Origin of the sequence: Gluconobacter cerevisiae (genome assembly GCF_015244675.1) — a bacterium.
Classification (GTDB): Bacteria; Pseudomonadota; Alphaproteobacteria; order Acetobacterales; family Acetobacteraceae; genus Gluconobacter; species Gluconobacter cerevisiae.
In genome coordinates this window covers 99,778-123,332 of record NZ_JABCQO010000008.1, presented here as the reverse complement: position 1 = coordinate 123,332, position 23,555 = coordinate 99,778, and the positions used below count along the sequence as shown (strand labels likewise).

At 57.7% G+C, this 23,555-nt stretch carries 37 protein-coding genes; 4 read left to right on the top strand and 33 right to left on the bottom strand.

The features are described 5' to 3' along the window. Window positions 1–63: 63 nt before the first annotated feature. The 20 genes from HKD21_RS10535 to HKD21_RS10440 all read right to left on the bottom strand — a co-directional run bounded on the left by HKD21_RS10535 (window position 64) and on the right by HKD21_RS10440 (window position 12,517). A complete protein-coding gene (locus HKD21_RS10535) occupies window positions 64–609 on the bottom strand; it encodes a hypothetical protein (protein WP_194255653.1) in 546 nt (181 codons plus the stop codon). A 111-nt stretch (window positions 610–720) separates the two neighbouring features. Further along, window positions 721–1,056, bottom strand: a complete 336-nt coding sequence (locus tag HKD21_RS10530) for a hypothetical protein (RefSeq protein ID WP_194255652.1) — start codon at window positions 1,054–1,056, stop codon at window positions 721–723. 27 nt (window positions 1,057–1,083) lie between these two features. Then, on the bottom strand, window positions 1,084–1,563 hold the full coding sequence (locus HKD21_RS10525) for a hypothetical protein (protein WP_194255651.1): 480 nt from the start codon (window positions 1,561–1,563) through the stop codon (window positions 1,084–1,086). Next, on the bottom strand, window positions 1,563–1,832 hold the full coding sequence (locus tag HKD21_RS10520; RefSeq protein WP_194255650.1) for a hypothetical protein: 270 nt from the start codon (window positions 1,830–1,832) through the stop codon (window positions 1,563–1,565). The genes HKD21_RS10525 and HKD21_RS10520 overlap by 1 nt, the downstream gene beginning before the upstream one ends. Window positions 1,833–1,933: 101 nt before the next feature. Next, complete coding sequence (locus tag HKD21_RS10515; protein WP_194255649.1) at window positions 1,934–4,300, bottom strand: autotransporter outer membrane beta-barrel domain-containing protein; 2,367 nt, start codon at window positions 4,298–4,300, stop codon at window positions 1,934–1,936. Continuing rightward, window positions 4,297–4,707, bottom strand: coding sequence for a hypothetical protein (locus tag HKD21_RS10510; RefSeq protein ID WP_194255648.1), 411 nt, complete (start codon window positions 4,705–4,707; stop codon window positions 4,297–4,299). Before HKD21_RS10510 ends, HKD21_RS10515 begins: the two co-directional genes overlap by 4 nt. Window positions 4,708–4,712: 5 nt before the next feature. Further along, window positions 4,713–5,162: a hypothetical protein gene (locus HKD21_RS10505; protein ID WP_194255647.1), complete on the bottom strand. Its 450-nt coding sequence runs from the start codon at window positions 5,160–5,162 to the stop codon at window positions 4,713–4,715. After that, window positions 5,159–5,488 (bottom strand): hypothetical protein, encoded by a 330-nt coding sequence (locus HKD21_RS10500; RefSeq protein WP_194255646.1) that lies wholly within the window; start codon window positions 5,486–5,488, stop codon window positions 5,159–5,161. Before HKD21_RS10500 ends, HKD21_RS10505 begins: the two co-directional genes overlap by 4 nt. 7 nt (window positions 5,489–5,495) lie before the next feature. Then, a complete protein-coding gene (locus HKD21_RS10495) occupies window positions 5,496–6,383 on the bottom strand; it encodes a hypothetical protein (protein ID WP_194255645.1) in 888 nt (295 codons plus the stop codon). Next, a complete protein-coding gene (locus HKD21_RS10490; RefSeq protein WP_194255644.1) occupies window positions 6,380–6,961 on the bottom strand; it encodes a DUF2612 domain-containing protein in 582 nt (193 codons plus the stop codon). The genes HKD21_RS10495 and HKD21_RS10490 overlap by 4 nt, the downstream gene beginning before the upstream one ends. Window positions 6,962–6,968: 7 nt before the next feature. After that, window positions 6,969–7,928, bottom strand: coding sequence for a hypothetical protein (locus tag HKD21_RS10485; protein WP_194255643.1), 960 nt, complete (start codon window positions 7,926–7,928; stop codon window positions 6,969–6,971). Then, window positions 7,915–8,268, bottom strand: coding sequence for a hypothetical protein (locus HKD21_RS10480; protein WP_194255642.1), 354 nt, complete (start codon window positions 8,266–8,268; stop codon window positions 7,915–7,917). Before HKD21_RS10480 ends, HKD21_RS10485 begins: the two co-directional genes overlap by 14 nt. Window positions 8,269–8,340: 72 nt before the next feature. Then, window positions 8,341–8,979: a Gp138 family membrane-puncturing spike protein gene (locus tag HKD21_RS10475; RefSeq protein WP_228121337.1), complete on the bottom strand. Its 639-nt coding sequence runs from the start codon at window positions 8,977–8,979 to the stop codon at window positions 8,341–8,343. Beyond that, complete coding sequence (locus HKD21_RS10470) at window positions 8,979–9,977, bottom strand: baseplate hub protein (RefSeq protein ID WP_194255641.1); 999 nt, start codon at window positions 9,975–9,977, stop codon at window positions 8,979–8,981. The genes HKD21_RS10475 and HKD21_RS10470 overlap by 1 nt, the downstream gene beginning before the upstream one ends. Before the next feature lie 76 nt (window positions 9,978–10,053). Then, window positions 10,054–10,380, bottom strand: coding sequence for a helix-turn-helix domain-containing protein (locus HKD21_RS10465; RefSeq protein WP_194255640.1), 327 nt, complete (start codon window positions 10,378–10,380; stop codon window positions 10,054–10,056). Beyond that, on the bottom strand, window positions 10,377–10,757 hold the full coding sequence (locus HKD21_RS10460) for a type II toxin-antitoxin system RelE/ParE family toxin (protein WP_194255639.1): 381 nt from the start codon (window positions 10,755–10,757) through the stop codon (window positions 10,377–10,379). The genes HKD21_RS10465 and HKD21_RS10460 overlap by 4 nt, the downstream gene beginning before the upstream one ends. Window positions 10,758–10,856: 99 nt before the next feature. Next, window positions 10,857–11,195 carry a hypothetical protein gene (locus tag HKD21_RS10455; protein ID WP_194255638.1) on the bottom strand — a complete coding sequence of 113 codons (339 nt, stop codon included), beginning with the start codon at window positions 11,193–11,195 and terminating at the stop codon, window positions 10,857–10,859. Next, window positions 11,192–12,079 (bottom strand): phage antirepressor KilAC domain-containing protein, encoded by an 888-nt coding sequence (locus HKD21_RS10450; RefSeq protein ID WP_194255637.1) that lies wholly within the window; start codon window positions 12,077–12,079, stop codon window positions 11,192–11,194. The genes HKD21_RS10455 and HKD21_RS10450 overlap by 4 nt, the downstream gene beginning before the upstream one ends. Beyond that, a complete protein-coding gene (locus tag HKD21_RS10445; RefSeq protein WP_194255636.1) occupies window positions 12,076–12,327 on the bottom strand; it encodes a hypothetical protein in 252 nt (83 codons plus the stop codon). Before HKD21_RS10445 ends, HKD21_RS10450 begins: the two co-directional genes overlap by 4 nt. 13 nt (window positions 12,328–12,340) lie before the next feature. Next, window positions 12,341–12,517, bottom strand: a complete 177-nt coding sequence (locus tag HKD21_RS10440) for a hypothetical protein (RefSeq protein ID WP_194255635.1) — start codon at window positions 12,515–12,517, stop codon at window positions 12,341–12,343. Window positions 12,518–12,627: 110 nt separating this feature from the next. On the opposite strand from HKD21_RS10440, the gene HKD21_RS10435 reads away from it, so the two are divergent. The 4 genes from HKD21_RS10435 to HKD21_RS10420 all read left to right on the top strand — a co-directional run bounded on the left by HKD21_RS10435 (window position 12,628) and on the right by HKD21_RS10420 (window position 14,600). Beyond that, a complete protein-coding gene (locus HKD21_RS10435) occupies window positions 12,628–13,032 on the top strand; it encodes an Arc family DNA-binding protein (protein ID WP_215748066.1) in 405 nt (134 codons plus the stop codon). Window positions 13,033–13,087: 55 nt separating this feature from the next. Then, on the top strand, window positions 13,088–13,939 hold the full coding sequence (locus HKD21_RS10430) for a hypothetical protein (protein WP_194255634.1): 852 nt from the start codon (window positions 13,088–13,090) through the stop codon (window positions 13,937–13,939). Window positions 13,940–14,059: 120 nt separating this feature from the next. Further along, window positions 14,060–14,314, top strand: a complete 255-nt coding sequence (locus tag HKD21_RS10425; protein ID WP_194255633.1) for a BrnT family toxin — start codon at window positions 14,060–14,062, stop codon at window positions 14,312–14,314. After that, window positions 14,307–14,600, top strand: a complete 294-nt coding sequence (locus tag HKD21_RS10420; RefSeq protein WP_228121335.1) for a BrnA antitoxin family protein — start codon at window positions 14,307–14,309, stop codon at window positions 14,598–14,600. Before HKD21_RS10425 ends, HKD21_RS10420 begins: the two co-directional genes overlap by 8 nt. 35 nt (window positions 14,601–14,635) lie before the next feature. Here the strand turns inward: HKD21_RS10420 and HKD21_RS10415 are convergent, their stop codons facing one another. From HKD21_RS10415 to HKD21_RS10355, 13 genes are all read right to left on the bottom strand, one after another. Beyond that, complete coding sequence (locus HKD21_RS10415; protein WP_194255632.1) at window positions 14,636–14,938, bottom strand: phage baseplate plug family protein; 303 nt, start codon at window positions 14,936–14,938, stop codon at window positions 14,636–14,638. Next, window positions 14,935–15,657 (bottom strand): hypothetical protein, encoded by a 723-nt coding sequence (locus HKD21_RS10410; RefSeq protein WP_194255631.1) that lies wholly within the window; start codon window positions 15,655–15,657, stop codon window positions 14,935–14,937. Before HKD21_RS10410 ends, HKD21_RS10415 begins: the two co-directional genes overlap by 4 nt. Then, complete coding sequence (locus tag HKD21_RS10405; protein WP_194255630.1) at window positions 15,657–17,489, bottom strand: phage tail tape measure protein; 1,833 nt, start codon at window positions 17,487–17,489, stop codon at window positions 15,657–15,659. The genes HKD21_RS10410 and HKD21_RS10405 overlap by 1 nt, the downstream gene beginning before the upstream one ends. A 141-nt stretch (window positions 17,490–17,630) precedes the next feature. Continuing rightward, on the bottom strand, window positions 17,631–18,107 hold the full coding sequence (locus tag HKD21_RS10400; protein WP_194255629.1) for a phage tail assembly chaperone: 477 nt from the start codon (window positions 18,105–18,107) through the stop codon (window positions 17,631–17,633). A 1-nt stretch (window position 18,108) separates the two neighbouring features. Continuing rightward, on the bottom strand, window positions 18,109–18,546 hold the full coding sequence (locus HKD21_RS10395) for a phage tail fiber protein (RefSeq protein WP_194255628.1): 438 nt from the start codon (window positions 18,544–18,546) through the stop codon (window positions 18,109–18,111). After that, a complete protein-coding gene (locus HKD21_RS10390) occupies window positions 18,546–19,688 on the bottom strand; it encodes a DUF3383 family protein (protein ID WP_194255627.1) in 1,143 nt (380 codons plus the stop codon). The genes HKD21_RS10395 and HKD21_RS10390 overlap by 1 nt, the downstream gene beginning before the upstream one ends. Before the next feature lie 6 nt (window positions 19,689–19,694). Then, complete coding sequence (locus HKD21_RS10385; RefSeq protein ID WP_194255626.1) at window positions 19,695–20,258, bottom strand: phage neck terminator protein; 564 nt, start codon at window positions 20,256–20,258, stop codon at window positions 19,695–19,697. Beyond that, complete coding sequence (locus HKD21_RS10380; protein WP_194255625.1) at window positions 20,210–20,596, bottom strand: hypothetical protein; 387 nt, start codon at window positions 20,594–20,596, stop codon at window positions 20,210–20,212. Before HKD21_RS10380 ends, HKD21_RS10385 begins: the two co-directional genes overlap by 49 nt. Next, window positions 20,589–21,266 (bottom strand): hypothetical protein, encoded by a 678-nt coding sequence (locus HKD21_RS10375; RefSeq protein ID WP_215748067.1) that lies wholly within the window; start codon window positions 21,264–21,266, stop codon window positions 20,589–20,591. The genes HKD21_RS10380 and HKD21_RS10375 overlap by 8 nt, the downstream gene beginning before the upstream one ends. Continuing rightward, on the bottom strand, window positions 21,266–21,736 hold the full coding sequence (locus HKD21_RS10370) for a DUF4054 domain-containing protein (protein WP_228121333.1): 471 nt from the start codon (window positions 21,734–21,736) through the stop codon (window positions 21,266–21,268). The genes HKD21_RS10375 and HKD21_RS10370 overlap by 1 nt, the downstream gene beginning before the upstream one ends. Next, on the bottom strand, window positions 21,687–22,025 hold the full coding sequence (locus tag HKD21_RS10365; protein WP_194255624.1) for a hypothetical protein: 339 nt from the start codon (window positions 22,023–22,025) through the stop codon (window positions 21,687–21,689). Before HKD21_RS10365 ends, HKD21_RS10370 begins: the two co-directional genes overlap by 50 nt. A 3-nt stretch (window positions 22,026–22,028) precedes the next feature. Continuing rightward, entirely contained in the window at window positions 22,029–23,069 is a 1,041-nt protein-coding gene (locus HKD21_RS10360) for a DUF2184 domain-containing protein (protein ID WP_407646566.1), read from the bottom strand. Continuing rightward, window positions 23,066–23,554, bottom strand: a complete 489-nt coding sequence (locus HKD21_RS10355) for a structural cement protein Gp24 (RefSeq protein WP_194255622.1) — start codon at window positions 23,552–23,554, stop codon at window positions 23,066–23,068. The genes HKD21_RS10360 and HKD21_RS10355 overlap by 4 nt, the downstream gene beginning before the upstream one ends. Window position 23,555 lies beyond the last annotated feature (1 nt).

The window sequence follows — 23,555 nt, the reverse complement described above, 5'->3', positions numbered from 1 at the left end:
AAGGAGATATTGCCTGTCACCTGATCCAAAAGGGTTTGAGGCGGCCGAAGCCGCCTCTTCGCATTAGACGCCCTGATAGATCCGGGCGCGGATCAGCTCCGGCGACTGAAGAGGCGCGGCATACGGAGATGCCGTGACACCGGCCAGCGCCTCGACCAGCGGAATCATCGCCTGGACGGTCTGCATGTAGGTGGCAGCCGAGGGCGAATAGACCTTCACGATCGGGGTCGCGATCGCCAGCAGGGTTTCGAGATCCGTGCCGAGCGACTTGGCCCAGTCCTTGCCGGTCGCCACCGTGATGGAGCCATTGGAGTTGGCCGCCACCTGCGCTGTCACGCTGCGGATCTGCGCGATCAGGTTGTCGAACTTCGCCTTGTCCGCAGCAGACAGGTGGCTTTCCAGTTCGGGAATGCCTTCGATCGCCTGGACCGCATAGGCGATGGCCGTGGCGTCACTGTTGAGCGCGGCCGTGTTGAAGGTCGCCGTGTTCGCCGTGGTCTGACAAGCCGCCAGCCCGAAGCATCCGACAAGCAACAGAACAGCCAGGGAGCGTGCTGGACGGAAGATGCAGCTCAGGAAAGCGAACGGATGCAGAAAGAGGTTACGCATGAAGTCTCCAGACATAAAAAAAACCGCCTCAGAGGGCGGCGGATGAACTTGCGCAAATTCGCAAGTTGTCATTGCAGAGCGGTCTGACAGGCGGAGCCTGCCTCCTTCGGGTCAGGCGGCCGGCTTGGGAGGCGCACCAGCCTTGGGATGGGTTGAGGTCGGATCGAGGCCCAGCTTGGCCGCCTCGATCGTACGGCTGGCCTCGGCCGGGATCATCAGGGCCTTGGCATCGGGCTGATAAGCATTCGTGTTCCAGCCCTTCGACTGCGCCAGGCTGGAAACGACCTTGTAGATCAGCGACAGCCTGCTGCCCGAGGCGGGCGGCTTCCAGAAGCGCATGGCCAGCGCGGCCGCCGCGATCAGGAAGGTCAGGATCGAGACGATATCTCCCGCATACCGCGCAGGCAGGTACGGCAGGACCGTCTGGAACAGGGTTGTCCAGTCCATGGTGTTCTCCAGATATTCGAGGGAATGTCAGGCGGCGATCGCGGCCTGAAAGTTCGAGATGTTGGCCATCACAGAGGCTGCTCCAAGCGGGCTGTTGTACCAGCGTTTGTGATACCGCGCCTGGCCGGACGCATCGTCAGCGGCCGGGATCGGTTCAGGCGCCAGAAGAACTTTGACCGCACACATGCCCGCGCCATACAGCGGGAGAGCGATCATCAAATCGGCGGAATGAGTCTGGCCATACAAAAGGCGGTTCAGTCCGGACGCAATCTTCGACCGGCACGGTGCCGGCAACGAGTTTTTCCAGATGTCGTCATGGGTGGCAGGCTCCATCTGCCAGAACCCCTTGGCAGGTCCATCGTGCAGCTGCTCCAGCCAGACATAGCCGCTCTCGACCAGTCCGATGCCCGTCACGATGTTGACGTGAGCCGGATCATCCAGGCCAATTGCCTGCAATGCCGGACGGATCCACAGACGCTTGATCTGTGAGAGATTAAGTCTGGTCATTACAGGTGCCAAAGCAGGTGTGCGAGGGAATACAGACCCACAGCGACACCGCCTCCCATGCCTGAGCCACCCGCGATGACCATGGCGCGACGGCTGTTTAAAGAATCCATTTTGGCGCCGAGAGATGCGAAGCCGCTTTTCACCGTATCTTCAAGCGTTCCCACACGATCCGACAGAGACTGCGTCGTGTCCTGCTGATGCTCGAGTTTTGTCTCGACACGCACAACTCGTTCAAGCAAATCTGTGCTGCCGGTATTTTCATCGGGCATTCTGCCCTCCAGTCATAAAAAAACCGCCTCATGGGCGGCGGCTGTCTGTCAGGTTGTTCATCAGGTCATTTTGTTGGGTTATTGCTCTGAGTATTGACCTCCTAGTTGCATGCCGTTGCACTACGATAGAGCTGCCCTGATGAGTTCAGGCAGGCGTAAGCGTTCCCGGCTCCGTTCAGGCTGGTGAGAACCACCCCATCCTTCATAATAGTTGTGCCGCCATTCCCCCCGACAGTCAGGTTGCCTTGAATCGTGCCTGATCCCGTGACAGTCATATCGGCGCTGATTGTCGTGGCATCCTTCATGCTAATGGAGCCGCCAAAGCCTCCCAGAACTGTATTCCCATGGGACGTCAGACCTCCTGCGATGAGCAGATCGCTGTTGAGGTTTGTCGGGATGTCGATATCGAAATGCGTATTCTGCCCAAGACCGGAGAGCACGACCGACGTGTCGCCAGTGCTGGCATCGGTTTGCCCTAAGAGCTGTGCAATGTTGGATCCGCTGGGACTCTGGAAAAACTGCGTTCCCTGAAGAGCGATATTGGATTTGGCCGTGATTTGCTGATTGAACGTCACCCCATCCTTGAACAGGGTGCTACCGCCATACCCACCGATAACAGCACTCCCATGTGTTTCCAGCCCCCCGGTGACAGTCAGGTCATTACCAACAGTCGTTGGGAGGTTAAACAGAACGGACGCGCCACCAGATGCCACGCTTGAATATGCCAGTACGCTATTCTTCGATGCATCCGTGGATGCCGCTACTGCGACAATATTGTCGCCCGCCGTATTCTGGTAGTAGGTCGTCCCGGTCGTCACGAGGTTTGCATTCACGCTCACCTGATTTTTGAATGTTGCACCCCCGGCAACATTGAGCGCGCCCGCCAACGATACATCGCCGTTGCCAGCTACTGACAGGCCGCAATTCACGCCATATCCGCACAGCGCCACGCCGCCCGTGCTGCCCGGGAAGTCGATCTCGCCCAGAAGAGAGGCGGTATCCGTGCTGGACGTGTTGCCCTTCGTACCATTGATACGCGGCCCGAAGCGCAGGGTCGCGTTGGTGTAGCTTCCCGTTCCCGTGCCGTCGCTGGTGATATGCGTTACCAGCCGCTCATTATATCCTGCGACGATCTGATGCAGTTCCGTCATATCGAAATCATAGACGGCCCCAACGGGTTTCAGAGCGAACAGAGAGCAGGCGGAAGGGAGATAGAGCTGATTGGTATCAATCGCCATGTTCCCGCAGGCATCGGCAATCTCCAGATGATGTGGCATGTCATTCGCCAGCATCAGTTCGTAGCTTTCCGACGTAAATACCTGACCCGGAGTGATCGACGCTCCTGCCGGGACAGACTGGCCTCCGCCAAACGTCAGCCCGTGATAGCTCAAGGCTCCCGCCCGCGTCTCGTTCTGCACGTTGACGTCCACCTCGCCCCATTCGAGTTGATGAACTGACGACGTGTCGCGCGTACCTGCGCCCGTGAACGCGCCGTCGTACTGCATCATCGTATTGAACCCGAAGACTTTCGTCGGAGATCCCACGAACACGGCAGGAGCGGGAGTTTTCGGGAAATAGAACGTATCCAGGCTGGTAAGGCTCGGGGTTTGGCTGGCTCCTGAATGTTCCATCCGGTTCCAGGCCCAGACCGTGATAACGGCAGTTGGCCCCGTATTGTCCACGCTTCTGACGATGCCTGCCAGGCAATGGGGATTGTCCCATGTTTCAGCATCTGATGCGGCGGGGTCGGCGGAATTGGTGATGATGTACTGGCCCTGATGGATCAACAGGAGCTGCTGAGGCGTCAGGGCTACGCTCAAGGTCGCCGTTGTGGTGGTGTAAGCCGTTACGGGCAGAACCAGTCGCGCCTGACGTGACCCGGCCTCCCAGTAGATCCCAGCCGTATCAAAGCTGATGGGAACGATCCGGCTATCCCCTTCGTAATCGTCACCGCCCAGTTCAGCCAGCATAGTGTTCTGCTGGCCACCCGTCGTGAAGAGGCAAAGGCCGCACCCATTGTTGAATGGTCCGTCGGGGTGGCTGGAAATGACCAGGCTCTGAGGCAGTCCGGGTGATCCCATCGGGGAATTGGCGACAGTCCCGAGGGGCGCGCCGCCCATCTGGAGCGTGTTGTTCCCGACTAAAGGACTGCCGAGAACGGCGGTCATGTCCTGCCCGACATACATTGACGGGTAAGCCGTCTGCGACTGGACGCCAAATGTTCCAGACGCGCTTAAAAGCGGCGCCGTCATGGCACCATTCATATTCAGTCCCGCCACACCCCCTGGCACATTCTTCTGGAGCGCGGCCATCACTGCGGCGATAGTCTGCCGATCCCAGAGTGTATTGGGGGCATTGATGATCGAAGCACCGCTGATACCGTTGCCCGGAGCAATCCACTGGCTGGTAATAGGCGCAGCGCCTGCCAGTGACGGCAGGAGAGCCAGCGTCAGAATAAGTTTTTTCATTTGCCGTCATCCACCTGGGTTGCGACACCGGCATTGTTCTGAAAGCCGTTGAAATTGGTGCCAGCTCCCATGGTCGGACTTGCGGCCAGGAGTGCAGCAAGGGACGCGGCGAGAGCCTGAGGCGACAAGGGCATGCCAGACGCCGTGCCTGTCATGGCCGAATATGCAAATACATCACCGTTCATCCAAAGACCGCCGCCCTCCGGCGCTTTTGTCGGAAGCGTCTGCCCAAGCTGGAGAAGGCCCAGAGCTACGACCGACACTGCAAAATTATTCGCGGTGATGTTGCAAGGCTCATAGCCGGTAACAGTATTCTGGGCATTGAGAACAGGCCGGAGGAAGACAAGCAGATCCGTCGCCTGCACGCTCGTTTGCGTGAGTGCGGGGTCAGACGCGAGTTGAGGCATGGGGTCTATCCGAAGATCAGGGGGCTTCCGGAGGCATCAGGCACGATCGCCGAGCCAAGGAAAAAGGCATTCGGGGCATAGGCCGGGGCGTCACAGGCAATCAGCTGGGGCGCGCAGCGGACTATGATGGAGGCGGTAGCCGTGAAGACTGCGCCTGTGGCCGTGCGAACGGAAAGCGTTGCTGTTTGCGCGCCTGAGCACAGCCATTGCACCCACATAGTGGCCAGGGTTCCGTAAGTGCTGGTCCATGCGATCACGCCGCCGCTGCACATGGCTTCAACTTCCACGATCCGGTCGGAGCACCCCAGAAGGTGCGAGAAATCAATGCTGTAATCTGCCCCGGACCCTGCGGTGGTATCAGGCCAGCAGATGACCGCGTTTGCGGCCAGTCCCCGGATACGGAAAGCGGACGGCACGTCGACGCGCGTAATGCGCTGGCAGGGCATCCATGTCATGTAGATACCGGGTCCGGCTTAGCGGGCAGCACCGTACTGGCCGTATCGGTTCCGTCAGAAATGTTTTGAAGAGCGGAGACATAAGCTCGCATCCGGGAGCCAAATGTACTGCCCATTGCCACAGTCAGTGCCGCATCTGCCTGAACTGCAGCGAGAGCACCGATCGCCTGATCTTTCAGGGAGTTCATGAAGGTTGATTTGGCTGCTGCGTATTCGTCCGCCGTGCATGACACAAACCCATCTGGAAGAATCGTTTTGTCATCACCCCAAGATGCCAGACCAGTTACTGCCCCAGAAGCGCTTTTTTCGAGTGCATAGACAGTCATTGTGCCCTCACGACGGTATGAATAAATAGCTGAGCGTGTGACCCACATTCGGAGGGTTCGTGGCCGATGTGCCGAGATAAGATGCAACCACCACGGTTCCAGCATTAACCAAAATACAGGAATGGTTCGTCATCGCGGTTGCCCCGGTCACATTATCTGCACTTAATGTGGTGCCATTTATAACGACAGATAGCTGTGATTGATTGGAGTTCTGGGCAGCAAAGTTAGCCGATCCAACGGCGTGGACATATCCAGCGCTTGGAGCGGTGAACGTCAGACTGATTGTTCTGTTACCACCAGACGGGAGCGTGTAATTCTGCTCCGTCCAGTCTCCCCAACCCAACTTGCCGCCGCCTTGAATGGCGACATTCCCTATATCTGTGGAGTCAATTCCCACACCGAGACCGGAACCGTCTTTACGCCAACCAAGATAAACATTGCTGTTTCCAAATGTGGAAAAGCCCCAACCCTGTTTGATGAACTGATTCCAGCCGAATTTCTGCCAAGCTGAGTTTGGCGTGGCCGGAACGGTCGTATTCGCATCGGCCGTCGAGACCCAGAAGAGGCCAGCGGTGTTTGCGTCTGCGACAATAGCGTTTTGGGGATAACCGCCGATGGCATTTGCAAAATTCTGGGAGAAGATCGGGATTACCCCGGCCTCATAGTTCTGTGCCGAAACAGAAAGTGTTTTGAGGGCTCCGTTCCAGTCAGCACCCCACGGATAAACGCCTCCCGCGGCCGGGGGTGTAAAGTTTACGGCAGGAAATCCGGACGCAATGGATGCCCGCCCTGTCGCAAGGGACGTGCCAGATAGTAAAGGATATTGTACGGTCGTAGTGCTGCCGCTGGATGCCCATAGGACGGGGAATTGCGGCGCAAAATCAGAGAGTTTCATGAGAGAGACGCCTTCGCATAGGCCAGAGTCACAGTGCTTGGACGGGGCAACACGCCTGATTGCTCAATGATCGCCGCCTGAACCGGAGTGAGGGTCCAGTCGTGATTGATGGTCATCATCGTTTCTGAGGTTTCGGCGATCCAGATCTTCCCGTTCGCCGAAAAAAGACGCATGAGGATGGCGTTGATAGACGCGATCGAGCCATCACAAAGGTTCGCGGCTGCCTTGGCAAAGATCAAGGTTCGGAATGCATCATCAGTCAGGGCGAAGTTACTGGTCGATCCCTGTCCGCCGTAGAAAATTCCGTACCCGAAGCCGCCTATGACACTGGAGCCATCATCCGCTTCATGAAAGCCGATGTAACCAGTCTCCGCCACGTTCAGAACGCGGCCCACGCCAACGATGCGGCCCCAGACATCCAGCCCCCAGCCAATGGCCGTCTGGGGATTAAAAACCTGAGCGTAAAAAAGGTCGACCAAAGCGGCTGGATCAATCGCCTGATTGAACCCTGCAATAATCGTGTTGATACTGGGATCGTTGGCGTATTGGGCGAGGATCGTCTCGTTGACGTTCTCCATCAGCCACCTACACCAGTGTGAGAGTAATGTTGTCCGCCAGAATCACCGGGCGTTGCGCTATGCTCATCTGGGCCGTGAAGCCTGTCGGACTGGCGGACGTGCCGATCGTGATTTCCACGATGCGCGCCCATGCTCCCAAGGATGCAATGCCAGCATAAAACCGGCTGGCGAACAGCTCCGCACCGATCCGCGCGCGACCACCTCCGTCGGTTCCGTTGAACGCGGCAATGACGGCAGCCTGAATATCAGCCAGAGCCGTAGACGGAACAGCCGTCGAATTGGCGATCGTGACAGCGATATAGACCGCCGTATCGGTGGCGATCGTGTAATTGAAGGTATAGGAGGGGCCGTTCCCGCCATAGGCGCTGTTGGGGTCCTGAACCGTGACGGAGGAAGAACCACTCGTCATCGAGCAGGGGTTTTTCTTTTTCAGAATGGCGAGGCCGATATCTGAAGCGCTCCCGCCCGAGACTGAAATGAACAAGGTGCGGGCTGGAACAGTAACGCCACCGATTGTTGCGTCATTGCCGGACGGGTTGTCCACGACGTAGGCGTCGTTGACGCCTGCAAGGTTCAGAAGGGCGCCCAAAATGGAAGCGTTGGTCCCGCTGCTGTTGGCCTCTACCGTCGCCTCACGTCGCGCCTCGAAATCGGCCCGGCTTTCCCCGGTATTGCGCTCCATGAAATAGATGTAGCCGAGCGCATCCTGCATCCGTCCAGCAGCGTTGCGGGGATCAAAGCCGTTGAACAGCCCGAGAAGCTGATCATTGCAGTCGCCTATGATAGCCGTTTCGCTTGTTGCAAGCTGGCCCTGCGGCGTCCGCAGGTCAGGATTTACATTGCCACCAAGGGCCGCGCTGATATCGGCCTGAACGCCTGCGAGAATATCCGGCTCTGATGGAGCCACAAATCCGGCATCTGTCAGCGAGCAGGCGGGGACAGACGTGGTGGCGTCAGAACTGGACACTCTGCGTCTCTCCTGTCGTAAGGGTCACGGCAATCATGCCGCCGACTGATCGATCAGCGCGCGGACCAAACAGGGCACATTGCGCCGCCGCTACACCCGGAACGGTCATTGCGGCCTGTTCGGCTTGGGAGCGCAGAAGGGGAATGGACGATGCGCCATCAAAAATGCCGCTATCGTAAGGAAGGCCCAGGCTGGTATCGTACCAGCACTCTCCCAGCCATGTTCGGACGGCACATGCTACGTCCTGAATGACGGAATACGGCTCTGTGCAGACAGCAAGATTGCCATTCGCGTCGAGGGCAAGGCCCCACGTCGAGCGGTCGAGAAGTAGCGATTTCATGGGGTATCCCGCGCAACGCGCTTGTGTGGGGATTTATTCGGACAGTAGTTTAGTCTGCTGGCAAGTACAAGACTATTCCGGAGCGGAAGTCTTCCCTGATCCGGACTGAACCCCGCCGTGAAGGTGGCTTTCCAGCGACACAGATCCAGCCTTCACATCGCCAGTTGCCTTGATCGAGCCTGCCACATTCAAATTGCAGTTCACGTCCATTTCGGACGCCTGCACCGTGACCTTGCCGGTTGTGACAATTCGGACGCCGTCCGTGGTGATCTGGACGTAATGCGCCGGAGCCTCGTTCAGGAACCCGCCCACATAGACGCAATCCGCCATGGAGTGCTGCCGAAAGCTGCCGGGCAGGGCAGGGGCGCGGGTTGCGACCACGTTCGACTGGTCGCGACCGGAGATGATTATGTACCCGATGTCACCGGCTACCGGATCAACGATGACCGCGCAGGCCCCACCCTGAATGCGAAGATATGGAACGCCATAGATCGTGCCATGCGGGACCGCTGTTCCGTCACTGGTCTGCTGGTGAACCATCGGCGCGACGTCCACAGTACCGACGATGCCGTCTCCGGCGTGTACGGCGGACACCTGAACTAGGACGTTGGTGCCCATGTCGGACAGATTGCGCCGTACAGTCGCGTCGATCGCGCTTCCGTCGGTATTCCCCTGCGTGATGCCGACGAAGGATGAAGTAGAGCCGGACATCAGTACGCCTTTGCTTGGGGAACGTCAGCGCGGATCGCTGTCATCTGCGTGAACCACGGGCCGTTTGGGAGTTCGGATGCGAGGTCATGCGTGACCATTGTCGGCTTCCACAGGCCCGAGGATGGCATTTGCGGGATGCTCTGCCCCATCTGGTTATTGACCCAGCCTTCAGGCAGGTACTCGCTCACAAGCTGGAATGGGATCATGTACTGGAGCGCCGGATTGAAGAACGCCGTCACGCCGATGCCGTTCTGATTGTAGGCGGCGTACCCAACCAACCCGGTTGATTTGCTCAGTTTCACCGTGGTTTTCTGCTGCGTCCCGTCGCTTGATTTTCCCCAGACATGCAGCATCCCGGTCACTGTATCGATGCGATAGACTGCATGGATGCTGTGCGCCAGCTTGTCGATCTGCTTCATGAGGTCGCCCGCCTCATAAAACGAATTGATCGTCTGGTTTACACCGTGGTTTGCAAAGGTAAGCCCGGCCTTTGCCGCCAGTTCGCTGAAGATGGTCGCCGCTGGGGTTGGCTTATCATACGTTGTGGGAGGGCATGGCTTTACCTTCATCTGAAGGGTGTCATAAGCCAGCACCTGAAAAGCCACAGACGGAGCGCCGGAGAAGTCCACGAAGGCTTCCGCAATGTCGCCAAGGAAAACCGTCGAGAGCGTGCTGCCCGCGTCCCCTGCCTGCACCTGGACCGTCGCGCCAGAGAAGCGGGTGTTCGTCTGGTTTGTGGTGTTCGTCATCGCAATGACTACTGAAAGCCGGTTCATCATGGCGAGCGTCATGCCCTCGACCCGAAGGGAAAGCTGGGCTCCAGTAAACATCCCCGCGTTCGTCACGGTCGCCCGCACACGAAGCCCTGAGAGGGTGACCTTGTCCGCCGTGCTACCCGGTCCAATGGACCCGGTTGGAACAGTGAAGGACACGTCAATCTGCTTCTTGGTGAAGCTCGGTTTGCGGCGCGAGGCTGTGACCGTGGTTGTTTCACTCATGCGGCGATCCTTTCAGGCAATAAAAAAGCCGCCCGGTGAGGGGCGGCTGGTAATGCCTCATTGGAGAAGGGATAATTTATCCAGCTCTCCGCGCAGGCGTCACATCATCTACAGACGTCACGAGGCTCGCTTTCACTTCTCGCGGAAACTTATCGATAAACATCAGATAGGCGCGCATCGCTCCTAGCGGGCGGACCCGTCCCTGTTCCCATTGACGAATTTGGTGGACCGTAAAACAGAAGGCGGAAGCAAATGCCTCTTGTGTCATGCCTACCTTATTACGGATTGCCTTAACGTCGATTTCAGCCGGAACATGCAGTTGCGCCGGCTCCATTGTGCCTTCTGCAATAGCAATGGCCTCGTCTAGGCCTGCGGCGATTTTATCAAACGCGCTTTTGCTCATGTTCCGGTTCCTATTCTTATAATCTTCATTTCATACGCTGTGATGATCTGCCGCGTCATACCCACGAGGGCATTTCGCTCTTTTTGACTAAGATTCACTTTTTCACCTTTGGAAAAAACAGTGATCAGAAAAACAGGCAGTTCATCACCCCCGAAGAATGTTATGGTCCGGTACCCGCCGCTTTTTCCTCTGCCCTTGCCGGCAATACGGAGTTTGCGACATCCTCCAGTCCCCTTAATCACAACACCAGCATGCGGGTCTTGAGACACGATCGTCACGACCTCGCTGATGTCGTCTTCTGTCATCCCCGCATCGAATGCCGCTCGTCTGAAGGCGTGTAGTTCAGCTACGGCGTGGTTTGAGCAAGGTCCGGACATATGAGCTTATATGCGTATTTTACGCAGTCAGTCAATGGGCCTTTCACCTCTGTCAATACCATGAAGCTAAAAAAACCGCCCCGAAGGGCGGCTCCGTAGTCAGGCGCAGAGTTTCGCTCCTACGCGCTCATTCCGGCGCTCGAAGGCTTCAGCAGCTTTATTAAGGCGTTCTTCAAACTCGCTCCGCTTGAGTGCGACATAGGGGAACTGTCGAAGGAACTGAGCTTTAGCGGCTTTGGCACGCTCTGTTTTCGGCTGGTAACCCTCAATCTCATACCAAAGATCCGCCGCTGCCTGATCTGCCGGGATGCCGTTGTAGCGGAGAGCCGTCCAACGGTTCATCTCGTTGATCAGCATGGCGTCAGAGGTGATGAGTTGCACACGCGCTCTTGCGGCCTGTTCCTGACGTTCCGCCGTTGCCAGCGGAACATAGGTCATGACACTGGCTCCGGGGATTTGGCGAAAGGGGGCTTACCGACCTTTTCAGCCAGATTGCGAAGGCCGGTCTTGGCTTCGTTCTCCGCAAGGTGCGCATAGACCGGGTCAAGTTCAGCGTCCGGAACCATTCTGGCGAACCATGCCAGCCCCTTGGCTGTAACCTTGATGGTATTCCCAACCTGCGGCTCACCATTCGCGTCGATGTAAGGGTTCGCCCGGTTTTTAAGATATCCGGCATCAATGCGCTCTTGATAGGCCATCTTGGCCTTACCCTTACTGTACCGGCAACGGTTCTGATCTAGCCAGTCAAAGAATTTCCCCGGCTTCACCTGAATCATTTTTGCCGTTTCGGTCAGACCAAACTCGCCGCCTGACGCACTGATCCGATCTAGTGCCGCAGCCTTGGGGGCGGTTTCGTCAATCAATGCCTTTTGACGTTCGATCTCAAGGCGACTCTCTTCCCTTTGACGCTCTAGCGCAGCCTGCAGAACCGTCACGGCCCGAAGCGCCAACTCTTCCGGAGTCTCTTCCTTAGCTGCCGCGATGTAGCCGCCAGTCTTGCGAATGGAAGGAAGGATCTCTCCCACCACCTTCTCCTCGAAGGCAATAGCCGTCGGCTTCTGGGAATTCATCACTAAGCGATACAAATCGCGTTCAGGGATGAGCTTGAGTCCGCGCGGCGATTTGGCGCTTATTCCCAAACCCGTCAATTCAACGGGTTTAAGGTTTTCTGCGGCTTTGCAGTGGTTTCGGATAGCCTGATCGGTATCGGCGTATCCAAGAGCGGCCGTTACCTCCATACCGACAAACCATGCGTCGCCATTTCGGTTTACGGCTTGAACCTGCACACCCTCAAAATTGAAGGAAATGATTGCATTGCTCATGCTGCATCTCCTTCGCGAATGAGGTTGCGCAGAAGGGACGCCATTTCTTTGCCGGCATGATACCGCACTCCGTGCATATCCGAACGGTCGAAATCGGCTTCCGAACGCTCTTTCTTGGCGCATACGCGCCTTATGTCATCGTGAGCGATGCTCAAATTTTCTTCGCCGTATTCCTCGCAGATCTCAGCAGCCTTGCGGATACCCGGAATCATTGCGGGCGTGATGCCCAATGTGATAATGTGGCTCATGGCCATTTCCTTTTCAGAGGGTGGTGGTTGAGGCGTCGGGATTGCTTGCAGGCTGGTCCGACGCCTTTTCTGTTTCCGAAATTGTTGCTGCGTAGCCTTCGAGGGCAAACACGAACTCCGCATTGAGTGTTCTGCGGTTCCTGACGGCGCTCAGCTTCAGGGCCATATGCAGATCAGGCGGGAGCCTCATCCTGAACTGCGACCATTCTCGAACTTGCATTTTACCTCCTGCCACACCCGTGTGTCATTTGGTGTGGCAGACACACCGCTATCAGGCGTGCGGCATATCGGTCAAGCGAAATGTGTGGCATCGTGTGGGGCATGGCACGAGAAGATCTTCATTTCCGACTCCGGATACCCGAAGCACTGAAACGGCAGGTGGCAGAGGCGGCGGAAAAGCGCGGCCATTCTATGACCGCCGAGATAAATGAACGGCTCGCAAGAACGTTCAATGACCCCATGTATGACATCATCACTGAAGAAAGCGACGCCTTCGCCACAGCGGTGCGCACCGGCCCCAGTGAAGAGCAGCAAATCGAAGACGCTCTGTTTTTAGAGCGTGGGATGTATGAAGAAGCCCTGATCTGGCTTGAAGATCATCCAGATGATCAGTCGGCGAAAGACGCCGTTGAGATCTCAGAGATGCGTCTAACGCAACTTGAGCGACGCCTTGAGAAAATTCGCGCCGCTTCTGACGATCAATAGGACTCCCCCTCCACCCCAAACTCCGGCATGTTACGGAGTGTGAATGGAGGGGTGGATGAAGAAGTGTCTTTGCGTTATGGCGGCGTTAGTGCTGTCAGGATGTGCTGAACTAGATACCAGCAAGCCCGACGAATGGAGCCAGTGGCCGCAAGAAGATACGTCTGATTCCTATTACCATTCACCGGAAGAGTGGAAAGTCGCAGGCTTCACCTATCACGACGCACGACAGTGGCATGACCTGGGGTACAGCCCAAATGACGCCAATATGTTCCGCCAGAACGGCGCGACTACCGCTGAAGAAGTGTCAATTGTCGGTCAAATTATGGACAATTCACCCACTCCGACATCAGCCCTTGCGAGCGATTACAAATATATATTTACAGAAATTGCACAGAACAAAGTTTCTCTATCCGATCTTCGGACGGCCAAAAGCGAGAATTCAGGAATTCAGCGTAACGAAATCTTGAAAATTGCCGAAAAAATCCATCAAGGGCAGTCCGCGGAATTAGTATATTCCGATATGCGCAAAAAAGAAGAACAAGAACGCTATCAAGAGGGCATTAACACCTATGGCCAAGGTATCATTGCCCGCTGCCACGGCGTACCCGTAACCGTGCCAATAATGCTTGCCTTTCAAGATCCTTATCTTACTGAAAATAAATGCTATGTGGCAAATATAGCGGCTCGATGGGGGCAGCCGCAATGGATAAGCACAAATACGGTTTTGATTGTAGACACTATGCCCAATGTAAATCAGACGTTCGCGACCTTTGTGACAGATCCAAGTGGGCACCTTCATTATGGAGCTGCTGCCGTAATGATGGGCGGAATTCCGACGACATACACCTCGATAACGGGTAGTCAGATTGTTGCTCCAAGTCTTTCTGTCATTAAATATCTTCCTTAATTTACCACCGATTTGACATGCCTCAACCATATCGGGGAGGGGCGGCAAAAACCGCCATCCCCTCAAATAGTACCTACAATTAGATTGACGCCACCAGTCTATCCGTATATACAATAAACCATGAGATACGACTGGGACGAAACGAAGCGCCTGAGCAACATTGAGAAGCACGGCGTTGATTTCGTTATCGCTGAAGGCTTTGAATGGGACGCGGCTTTCATCAGGGCCAGTCACTCATCGAACGAACCGCGCCTTGTTGCGATCGGCCCCATCGGCGACCGTCTTCATGTGCTGGTGTACAGTATTGAAACCCGGATCGTTCGGATCATCAGCTTACGGAAAGCGAATAAACGGGAGGTATTGCTCTATGTCTAGCAAGACTAACATCATCATGCCGACTGACGAGGAAGATGCCCGGATCAATCAGGGCATTGCACTCGATAGCGATAACCCTGAACTGACTGAGGCTGACTTTCAGGCCATGAGACCGGCAGTTGAAGTCGCTCCGGCGCTGGCAAAGGCGAGGCGCGTTCGCGGTCCTCAGAAGGCTGCCACGAAGCGCTCTGTCTCGCTCCGACTGGATCAGGACGTTCTAGAGAAGTTCAAGAGCACCGGGCCGGGTTGGCAGACCCGCATCAACGAGGCGTTGCGGAGAGCCTGAGCCTGTTTGACCGGACTCCGGGGCGGGTGTTGTGCTCAGGTCCCGGTCGCCATAAAAGTCAGCACATACCGGCCGCCCAGTCCGTCATAGGCCGGATCATCGCTGCCCTGCGTATCTACGAACACGAAATCACCGCCGATCCCCAGATACTCCGCATGGACCACGGGGTTCAGGTTCTGGCAGATGGCCCCGGCCACGACCTGCACGTCATTCAACCAGACGTTCAGGTAAAGGCCGGTGGAACGCTGATAGACGTCCAAGCGGACAAGCTGCTGGTTCAGGACGACGTTGAGGGTCTGGCTCGCTGTGGCTGCGAGGGGGATCTGAACGACGTTCACAGCGTAACCCCCAGAACAGAGGTTTGAACGGGCAGGGTAGGCGTGGTGGTCTGGACTGTACCGTTCTGGACGGCCTGCTCGCCCTGGGGCTGGGCTGTGTTCGTATAGGCTGCCGTGCCAGTGTTCCGGATCTGCCGGATCATGATTTCCGCCATGAGCATGGTCACACCGCTCCGACTCTCGCGCCGCCAGCGATAGCCAAGGATATTGGCGTTCACCGCCGTGAACTCTGGCGTCACCACGGAATAGAGGTTCGTGTCCGCGCAAAGGCTTTCAAGCGTGGACAGGAACGACGCCCTGACGTGTTGGCCTGTCGCGCCCGACAGATTGGGGATCAGCTTTGTAATGGCGGACAGAAGCCCATCTGAGCCGGTTTCAGATCCGTCACACACCATGATGACCCGAGCATTATACGGCACCTTCACCTTGTTGTAGGACGCGAAAGCGCCGCCTTCCAGTGGGGCATCCGAGACCATGTAACTGTTCTCGTACTCGATCCCCATCACGCGCCCGGACGTCAGAAGCTGCGTGTTCGTGGAATCAAATATTCCCCACTGCTTCGCGGCCTGCGAGGTGATGTAATTCTCCACCACGCCCGCGAGGGCGGTAGAGGCCGAAGCATCCACGCCCGCGCTGATGGATTGGCCCAGAAGGGCAGGGACGCCAGCCGCGACCGGGATATCCCAGACGGACGGCATCGTGACGTTTGGGAATGCCATCAGGCCTGTCCTTGCGCATTGATGAGCGGGAGGGTGCGGCGAAGTTCCTGGTGGAAGTCGCGCGCGAGTTGCTGCGGGTTGTCCGTGTTCGCGTGGATATGGACGTCACCCACATGGACTTCCGTCGTGTGCGTGACGTTCCCGGTCGCGCTTTGCGCCGCGACGGCCGCCGTTGCAGCATCGGAGTAACGGGTCCCGGCCGTGCCGAATGCATCGTGCCCGACCTGGCCGGTCTTCATCCAGTTCAGCGCCCCGCCCGCGCCCTGGTTGTGAGCATAGGCAAGAATGGCATACTGGCGTGTCAGTGAGGCGTTGCGGAAATCTGCGCTCTTGGAGTTGAGTACGGCCGCGTTCTGCTCCGTGTACGCCTTGAAGAACCGCTCCTGCATGGCAAGATCATGGAGGAACTGGTCCTGCGTCGGGACAGCCTCATGCAGGCGTCGGGCCGCATCCTGAATGGCCTCGGCACCCATCTGGTACTTCCCGGCGTACTTGCCACCCGCGCCGCCCATCTGGTCATAGCGTGCGCCCTCGATCCCGGCCACGCTCTTGGCGTAAGCGCCGAAAGGATCAGGACCGAAAGCCCCCCGCGCCCGAAGGCGATCCACGGCTGTGCTCTCGCCCTTGTTCAGGCCGTCTGCGTGGAGAGCGGCATATCCTACCGCACCCCAGCCAGTCAGGCGCGTTGCGAAAAGCGCGGCCCGGCCCAACGTGAGCCCGGTTCCAGCCGCGTCTGTGCCTTCTGCCAGATACGGAGAGAGCTTTCCGCCGCCCATGCGCTCGGCTTCGGTTGCCTGCCCGGCACGTCTGGGAGCTTCCTCCGCTGCCTCCTTGGCGGCCCCTTCTGCCCCGCCCTTGCACTCGCATCCGCAAGCCGCGCTCCGTAGGGCTTCGATATTGGCGCCGCCCATAAGCAGGGCCTTGATGCCCCGGATTGCCATAATGCCGGTGACGGCAGTACCTACCGCCCCGAGCGCCGTCCCAAGAGCAACAACGCCAAGTGTGATCTCACCGATATGTTTGGCAAGGTCCGGGTTCTCTTTCTCCCACGCGGTGATTTTCGTTACCACACCGTCGATGGCCGGGGTCAGGTCTCCGAGAATCGCGCGTCCCAGACCTTCCGTTGTAGTGGTCAGGTCCACCCAGTCCTTCAGAAGCTGCTGACTATCCCGGATCTGGTCAGGTGTAGGGCCTGCGTTTTTGAACTGGCCCTGCAACTTGTCAAAGGCCGCAGTAGTCTGGTCGATCAGATTAATCTCGCCCTGGCCGATGCCCAGTTGAGACAGAAGGCTGTTCTTGACGCCCTGATCCATGCCCTGCGTGGAACGGTTCAGGCGTTTGAGAATATCTTCCCGGATATGACCGTGTGCGTCAGCATAATCCGTCACCCCAAGCTGGCTCATGATCCTTTGCATGTTCCCCGCCTGAGCCGGGTCCACCATCATTTGCTGCATTGCTTGAAAGGACGCTCCGACCTCTTGCGCTGACCCACCCACGGCCATGACTGCACGCTGCATCTGGTACAGCTTGCGCGGGTCCATATCGAGCCGCTGCGCCATGTAGCCGAGTTCGGCATTGGAGCGGGTGATTTCTGACGTGAAGGCCTTGAGCGTCCGGCCGCCGGTGAAGACAGCCAGCAGGGCGAGGGCTTCCGTGCGGGCGCGGGAGAACCCGTCCGCCGCAGCTTTTCCGCTTTCTGCCAGGGCCCCTTGCGTCTTGCTGGCGCTGCGCTCGACCTGATCGAGGCTCTTGGATGCCTGCTGCGCGCCCTTGGCGACACCTCGACCATCAAGGCCAAGCTGAATGACCAGGCTGTCTATGACGTTCGCCATGCTGGCCCTAACCCTTGTTGTAAGCTGTGACCATGGCCGCTTCCCACATCAGGAGCATGTCCTCGCTGTCGTAGACGGTCATCAGCTCATGGAGTGTCGCTATCCGCTCCCCGATAACCGTTGCCATGATCCGCGAGAGGTTTACGGGGCTGGTGGACTTACTGGGCTGACTGCCCGGATTAAGGATGCCGCGAGCGGGGAACTCTGGAAGATCGCGGCTTTGAAAAAACCCACGTGGAGATTGAATGCCTCCGAGCGCAGGTCGGTCAGGGTCTGGGGGTCTGAAATGTCCGCGTCTGTCAGATTGACGGGCATCATCCCTTCCATTCGCACGATCTGCACGCAGGAGAGGAGTGCATCGAACGCCTTGTCACACGCCTCATCGTCAATGTTGGCGAAGATGGTCATGGACATGGAGGCGATGCCGAGGATGCCTTCTTCCATTGCCCGCCGGACAGCCTGGTCCAGCATGGCTTCAGACATTTTGTTCGTGCTCTGGATCACCGCTTTTGAAAGGTGGCGCGCCCACTTGTCAGCTGCGAAAGCAGACATACGGGTGATAATGAACCGCTTGCCCACGTCCGTACCAGATGCGGGGCTCCATTCAATCGACTTCATGTCAGATCCCCGCCGGGAAGACTTTTTCCCACTGGAAGGTGAATGCCCGCGCCTCAAGGACCGTGCCACCATTCGGAGCAACGCTACCCGTCATCATGGCGCCATTCGTAAACGTGTATTTCCGTTTGGTGGACGGAATGGTCAGTTCAGCACCAAGGGAAATGGCTGTCATGGTTGACTGCTGCGCCGTCCAGATTGCCTCAAGATAGACGATAGATGGAGAGGCGGCTGAGAAGGTAAGCGTCTGATTGACCGGGCGCGGAATGTAGCCGCGGTTCAGAACGCCATCAATCGACATCTGAGATTCCAGCATCTCAACGGCTTCCTGCTCCCACGCTCGATCTGATCCCCAATTCTGGAGCGTGATCGGCGCATCAAAAAGAGAGGCGATCGTCAGCGTCATGATACCATTGGCTGACGTAATGAAGTTTCCGGCCATTACTGAACCTCAACGGAAGCAAGGTTGACGGACTGCACGGACTGGCCATCGGTGTACCAGAACTTGCAGGGGGGCGAGGTTCGGGCCACGCGGTCCGAGGCAGGTGCCGTCGAAGCGTTGGGCTGGAAGTACCAGCCGCGTGTCTGGAGCGTGTCGGAGATCGTCAGGCCGGCCGAATTGTTGACCTCCTGCGCTTCAGCAGTCGTGAGTGTGACGCCTGCGCGGATGGCTCCAAAGGCGAGAGCTTGATTGATGGTATCCTGAGCTGCTGCCGAGATCAGCGCATCGCCCTGCGTATTGTAGGGAATACTCCCCGCAGAGAGCAGCAGTGTAAGCATGGCCGACTGGAACGACGCATTCAGCCAGATCTGGTTGATGTAGCTGTCAGCCCACTTGAACTGACCCGAAACCATTCCGCCGCGCAGGAAGGTGAAGCGGCCCAGACCGTTCGCGTGCATGCCGTAGAAGGAATAACCGTTAGCCGCGAGAACGCTAGCGGTCGCACCATCCGTGACGGTGGCCGAGACGCCGGAGAACTGGCAGCCGAACAGGTTCTTGCGTCCGTCTGTGGCGTCGAAGTCCAGCGATGCCATCCAGCCAAGCGCGCCAGCCGCGACAAGCGGATCTTTGTAGAACACGCTCGTGCCGTCGAGGCTCTGCGCTGTCAACCAGACGCCAAAAGCCGTTTCGCTGTTCTGCGTGGTCGCCTGCGCATCCGTGTCCCAGGCCGCATACCAGAACCGGTCAGCCTGTTCGCTCACCCATGTTGCGATGGCCTGCTTATCAGTCAGCGTAGGTTCGAAAGCTGTCGTGAAACCTGCAAAGTCCTGCGTCGTGCCGATCAGCGTGGTAAGATAACCGGGGAAGGCTGTACCGGACGCGAAGCCTGCAAAATACAGCTTGCTCGGCGTTTCGTTCGCACCGGTGTAGCCGCTGAAATACACGGCTGCCATCTGCGCCTCCGTGGAGGTCGCGCCGAACGCGGTCGAAACGGCTGCTGCTGTCGTGTATGCGACCACAGTTCCGGCCGGAACGACTGCGTTTTCGGTGATGATCAGGCCATTGATTAACGCCACACCGCCCGCCGCAGTCAGCGCGCTCGGGGTGACAGAGACCACCTGTGAAATGGGGATGCCAGCCACTGGCTGTTACTCCTGCGTTGTGAGTGTGTCGGCCTCGATCGTGGTCACAGTGACCTCCGAGGCAAATTGCTGCGGGATGGTGCGCTGGTAGTTGACCTGCATTTTCAGATCGACGGACCAGGCGTCTTCGTATTGGTTCTCCGAGTTGGAGAAGCCAAGCTGACGGGGTTCTGCAGCTGTCAAAGGAGACAGGATCGGCGCATTCGCCCGAAACCAGTCGGTGGCATAGAAATCACGCCACAGCCCGCAGGCCTGCTTGAGCGCGTCGCCAGCCCCCGCGCCGAATGCGCTAACCTGAACTGTGACCTCCCGCATCTCCGTGACGGTGCGAGACGTGTCCGTGTAGGACCAGCCGTTCGTCGCCAGAAGCCGCGTTGTGATGAGCTGCATCACGCAATACGGCCCGACCGGGGAGGGCGTTCTGTTCTGCTGGCCCTGCCGGATGCGGAAAGGCGAGGGGAGAACCGTCTTGAGGTACTCGCCCAGTGCCAGATAAAGCGCGCTGTCCGTGAGGGTAAACGTTATTCCTGAACTGGCGACGTCTGGCGCGTCACCGCAAGCTTGGACCATCTTCCATATCCCCATTCTTCGAGAACTTGCGTGACCAGCCAGTCGGAGCCGTAGAAATGCAGCACGTCACCGCCCGTCTGGAGCGCCCGGTTCAATCCCTTGATGCCGCCAGCGATATAGACGGCCCTCATGTCGGACTGCTGGGTGATGTTCTGGATGCGCTGAAGGTCCGACGTGCTCAGAGCCTGCACCTTGATCGTGCAGAGCAGGTCCGTGGTATTCGGTGTGACGCTGAAATCCAGATTGACTGTCTCACCATCCGAGACCCGAAGGATGGCCTGAATGGGCGGGTTGATCGCGTTCGTCGCAGCATTGGCGATGGCGAAGACGTTAATCACTGACCACCTCGTAGCCGACGCTGTTCAGCATGTGCCCGGTGTCGATCAGGGGCTTGTCGAAGCCCTTTGAACGGATGGTCGAGGGAGCATTGGGAGGATCACCGAGATTCCGAATTTCCTCCTGAACCTGACCGACAATCGCCTCGGCTGCTATGTCTAGGGCCTTATCCAGATCGCCTTTTGCCTGCTTGAGAGCCGCAGCCAGCAACGCGGGCCACTGATCCTGATTATTGGCAATAGCGTTGCGCATGAAGGGTCGTGCAGGGATGGTGACGGTATGCGCTGGAACGGTGTGTGTTGTTTCGAAATTGGACGATTTGGCTTTGACGAATTTTCCATTTTTGCGGAAAGAGCCGTCAGCAGCGACTGAGCGATAGATCTTCTGCTCGTATCCTGGAATTTCGATTTCACCGCCGAATTCGTTCTGATAAGCAATGGCGGCTACCGGCAGGCCATCAGCATATGCCGCTCCAGGGGCAAGCCCGCTTTTATCTCCCGAAGATTTCGGATACGTCGCCCCCTCCAAGAAGCCGATATTCATCTGCATCTGCGCGGACCTGCGAAGAACCCGATCCAGCAGCCGGGCCATCCAGTTTTTCTGCGCGCCCTGAACCTTGCCGCTCAGCGTCGCCTGCAGCCGGGCCATGCCTTTGATTGCGGTCTTTGCCATCAGGGCCATGTCTCCTGCTGAACGTAGGACGTGGTGACGTACTGCGCCGTCCGAAGCCAGATTGTCGCCTGCCAAAATGAAGCCCCGGCCTGCGTCTGCAGGAACCATGCCTGCGAGCCTGTAACAGGCCCCATATCGGCACTGACCGATGTACTGCCTTCGCTGGCGGCCGAGACACGCCCAACAATGCCTGATCCCCCTTGATCGGCCGGAAGATTGATCTGGGCCAAGTGCGCAGCCAGCATCCCGAACAGGAGGCAGCGTTGAGCTACATCCTGCACCGGACTACATTCCGTATTGTCGAGATAAAGTCCCGCCTCGGCCCAATAGGCATTGGCAAGATCTTCATCCACATTTGCGCCAAGCGCCGGATAGCGCTTCGACCACAGCGCGTAGTTGAGTTGCGCCACCGGCATCAGATTACTTCTTCTCGACAGGCGTGATGCCAGCAGCAGGCTTGTCCGGGTCAAGGCCTTCAAGGCCTGTTTTTACTTCTGACTGCTCACTGGCCTGCGCCTCAGCCTTGGCGGCAGTGGTCTGCATGAACACAATATTCTTCTTAATGAAGGGCGTGTCTGCATGCGCCTTCTGCCATTCAGCCCAGAGATCTGCAGGAACAGCCGTCAGGCCGTATCCGCCGATCACACGAGAGGAGTTGGAGCCGGCAAGGATAGCCTTGCTTTCTCCGGCCTTAAGGACCAATCCGTTCGGCAGTTTGCAGCCTACCGTAACAGTGTTCCCGATACGCGTTTCACTCATGGATCAGATCCCCGCCATAGTTGCGATGCCGAGCGGCATGTAGATGATTGCGCCGTAGGTGCCCTGGCTCATTTTCTGAGACCAGCCCGAATTTTCTGTAACAACGGCATGAGCGCGCAGCTTCTCGGTGAAAGCAGCTTCGGCAGTCTTCTGGCCATCAATGTCTTCAGCCATGGCAAGCATGGTCTGAACCGCCATGCCTACAACGTCGCCGAACTCCACCGCCTGAATGAAACGTAGGTTCGGGTAAGACGCCTTGAGCATGTCGAGGGCGGACTTGCCGTACTCGTTGGCGATCGTCAGCTTGCCAGAACTGGTCGGTGAAAGACCGATCGTAATGTTGCTGTCGGTATCCACGATACCGCCCGATTGTTCACGCAACTGGTTGATCAGCGCGATAACGTCGTGTTGCATCTCGACGGACGTCGCATTCGTCCAGCTCGTACCACCCGCTGCCTTGGTCTCGGGTACGATGGAGGCGGGCAGGGAAGGGTCATTCAAGTAGCCGTAGTTCCGCAGTCCCGCGACGCCATAGAAATACGTCTGGTTCTGAAACTTATTCAGCTTCAGGGCTGCGGCCTGACGCAGGCCAGCAGCCCACTGAATGCGTGCCTTGCCGGCCATATCCAATTGACGCTCACCCCATTTGGCGAACACCTGATAATGGTAGGACTGCCGGTCGGGAAACGTCGGGTTCAGATTGACCTGACCGTTGTTGTTCCAGTCACCGTAACTGGACACCTCGCCCGTGACCTCAATCATAGGGAAAATGGCGTTGGTCGTGGTCCAGTCACCCTTTTTGACCTCGCCGCCAAGATCTGCGCCGCGCATGGGCGTGAAGACGACATTGATCAGCTTTGGATCGACATAGGACGTCATGAAGGCCGGAATACCAGCAGAAGCCGTAGTAGAAAGCTCCGGCACGGCATCCATGGCAATCGCATCGCTGGCAAGGAGGGCGTCATTTTCGAGAACACCCGTGCCATCAGGGAAGACCAACCCCTTACCAGCGAGAAGGTCGAGTTCGGTAGAGTAAGGCATCAGTGATGATCCCACGTCGTGATTTTGATGGTGTCGCCAGCCGCGCCCGCGGAACCGACATAAAAGGGCGTTTCGATAGCCCCGGTTACGGTTGCTCCCGCTGCACCGGTGCTGATGCTGCCGTCCGTCGTGGAGGCGAATACCTTCTGACCGCGCGTGGCTGCCGTCTTGCTGGCTGCGAAGAAATCGCCTGCCGCATAGAGCGAGACCATGTATCCAGCGGGGACCAGCATCGTGGCTTCATCGTAGATGTTGGCGATGAGGCCCTGAAGTTCGCGATGGACGAAACCGTCCGGAGCAGTCGTGCCCGCGTTGGTAACAGTCTTACCGTCCGTTCCAATCCAAGCGAAGGCCGCAACGGTCACGCCACCAGAACCGGCGACAAGAGCACCCTCACCAGCGAGGACCGTGGCGGTCGGGTTGTTCGACGCAAAGTCGCCAGGCACACCAATGGCGGGCTGCTGGTTAACGGAAGTCTGGAAACCCATG

Bases quoted from the DNA above. Each gene is read 5' to 3' on its own strand.
- HKD21_RS10535 (WP_194255653.1), bottom strand. From the start codon at position 609: ATGCGTAACCTCTTTCTGCATCCGTTCGCTTTCCTGAGCTGCATCTTC.
- HKD21_RS10530 (WP_194255652.1), bottom strand. From the start codon at position 1,056: ATGGACTGGACAACCCTGTTCCAGACGGTCCTGCCGTACCTGCCTGCG.
- HKD21_RS10525 (WP_194255651.1), bottom strand. From the start codon at position 1,563: ATGACCAGACTTAATCTCTCACAGATCAAGCGTCTGTGGATCCGTCCG.
- HKD21_RS10520 (WP_194255650.1), bottom strand. From the start codon at position 1,832: ATGCCCGATGAAAATACCGGCAGCACAGATTTGCTTGAACGAGTTGTG.
- HKD21_RS10515 (WP_194255649.1), bottom strand. From the start codon at position 4,300: ATGAAAAAACTTATTCTGACGCTGGCTCTCCTGCCGTCACTGGCAGGC.
- HKD21_RS10510 (WP_194255648.1), bottom strand. From the start codon at position 4,707: ATGCCTCAACTCGCGTCTGACCCCGCACTCACGCAAACGAGCGTGCAG.
- HKD21_RS10505 (WP_194255647.1), bottom strand. From the start codon at position 5,162: ATGACATGGATGCCCTGCCAGCGCATTACGCGCGTCGACGTGCCGTCC.
- HKD21_RS10500 (WP_194255646.1), bottom strand. From the start codon at position 5,488: ATGACTGTCTATGCACTCGAAAAAAGCGCTTCTGGGGCAGTAACTGGT.
- HKD21_RS10495 (WP_194255645.1), bottom strand. From the start codon at position 6,383: ATGAAACTCTCTGATTTTGCGCCGCAATTCCCCGTCCTATGGGCATCC.
- HKD21_RS10490 (WP_194255644.1), bottom strand. From the start codon at position 6,961: ATGGAGAACGTCAACGAGACGATCCTCGCCCAATACGCCAACGATCCC.
- HKD21_RS10480 (WP_194255642.1), bottom strand. From the start codon at position 8,268: ATGAAATCGCTACTTCTCGACCGCTCGACGTGGGGCCTTGCCCTCGAC.
- HKD21_RS10475 (WP_228121337.1), bottom strand. From the start codon at position 8,979: ATGTCCGGCTCTACTTCATCCTTCGTCGGCATCACGCAGGGGAATACC.
- HKD21_RS10470 (WP_194255641.1), bottom strand. From the start codon at position 9,977: ATGAGTGAAACAACCACGGTCACAGCCTCGCGCCGCAAACCGAGCTTC.
- HKD21_RS10465 (WP_194255640.1), bottom strand. From the start codon at position 10,380: ATGAGCAAAAGCGCGTTTGATAAAATCGCCGCAGGCCTAGACGAGGCC.
- HKD21_RS10460 (WP_194255639.1), bottom strand. From the start codon at position 10,757: ATGTCCGGACCTTGCTCAAACCACGCCGTAGCTGAACTACACGCCTTC.
- HKD21_RS10455 (WP_194255638.1), bottom strand. From the start codon at position 11,195: ATGACCTATGTTCCGCTGGCAACGGCGGAACGTCAGGAACAGGCCGCA.
- HKD21_RS10450 (WP_194255637.1), bottom strand. From the start codon at position 12,079: ATGAGCAATGCAATCATTTCCTTCAATTTTGAGGGTGTGCAGGTTCAA.
- HKD21_RS10445 (WP_194255636.1), bottom strand. From the start codon at position 12,327: ATGAGCCACATTATCACATTGGGCATCACGCCCGCAATGATTCCGGGT.
- HKD21_RS10440 (WP_194255635.1), bottom strand. From the start codon at position 12,517: ATGAGGCTCCCGCCTGATCTGCATATGGCCCTGAAGCTGAGCGCCGTC.
- HKD21_RS10435 (WP_215748066.1), top strand. From the start codon at position 12,628: ATGTGTGGCATCGTGTGGGGCATGGCACGAGAAGATCTTCATTTCCGA.
- HKD21_RS10430 (WP_194255634.1), top strand. From the start codon at position 13,088: ATGAAGAAGTGTCTTTGCGTTATGGCGGCGTTAGTGCTGTCAGGATGT.
- HKD21_RS10425 (WP_194255633.1), top strand. From the start codon at position 14,060: ATGAGATACGACTGGGACGAAACGAAGCGCCTGAGCAACATTGAGAAG.
- HKD21_RS10420 (WP_228121335.1), top strand. From the start codon at position 14,307: ATGTCTAGCAAGACTAACATCATCATGCCGACTGACGAGGAAGATGCC.
- HKD21_RS10410 (WP_194255631.1), bottom strand. From the start codon at position 15,657: ATGGCATTCCCAAACGTCACGATGCCGTCCGTCTGGGATATCCCGGTC.
- HKD21_RS10405 (WP_194255630.1), bottom strand. From the start codon at position 17,489: ATGGCGAACGTCATAGACAGCCTGGTCATTCAGCTTGGCCTTGATGGT.
- HKD21_RS10400 (WP_194255629.1), bottom strand. From the start codon at position 18,107: ATGAAGTCGATTGAATGGAGCCCCGCATCTGGTACGGACGTGGGCAAG.
- HKD21_RS10395 (WP_194255628.1), bottom strand. From the start codon at position 18,546: ATGGCCGGAAACTTCATTACGTCAGCCAATGGTATCATGACGCTGACG.
- HKD21_RS10385 (WP_194255626.1), bottom strand. From the start codon at position 20,258: ATGGTCCAAGCTTGCGGTGACGCGCCAGACGTCGCCAGTTCAGGAATA.
- HKD21_RS10375 (WP_215748067.1), bottom strand. From the start codon at position 21,266: ATGGCAAAGACCGCAATCAAAGGCATGGCCCGGCTGCAGGCGACGCTG.
- HKD21_RS10365 (WP_194255624.1), bottom strand. From the start codon at position 22,025: ATGAGTGAAACGCGTATCGGGAACACTGTTACGGTAGGCTGCAAACTG.
- HKD21_RS10355 (WP_194255622.1), bottom strand. From the start codon at position 23,554: ATGGGTTTCCAGACTTCCGTTAACCAGCAGCCCGCCATTGGTGTGCCT.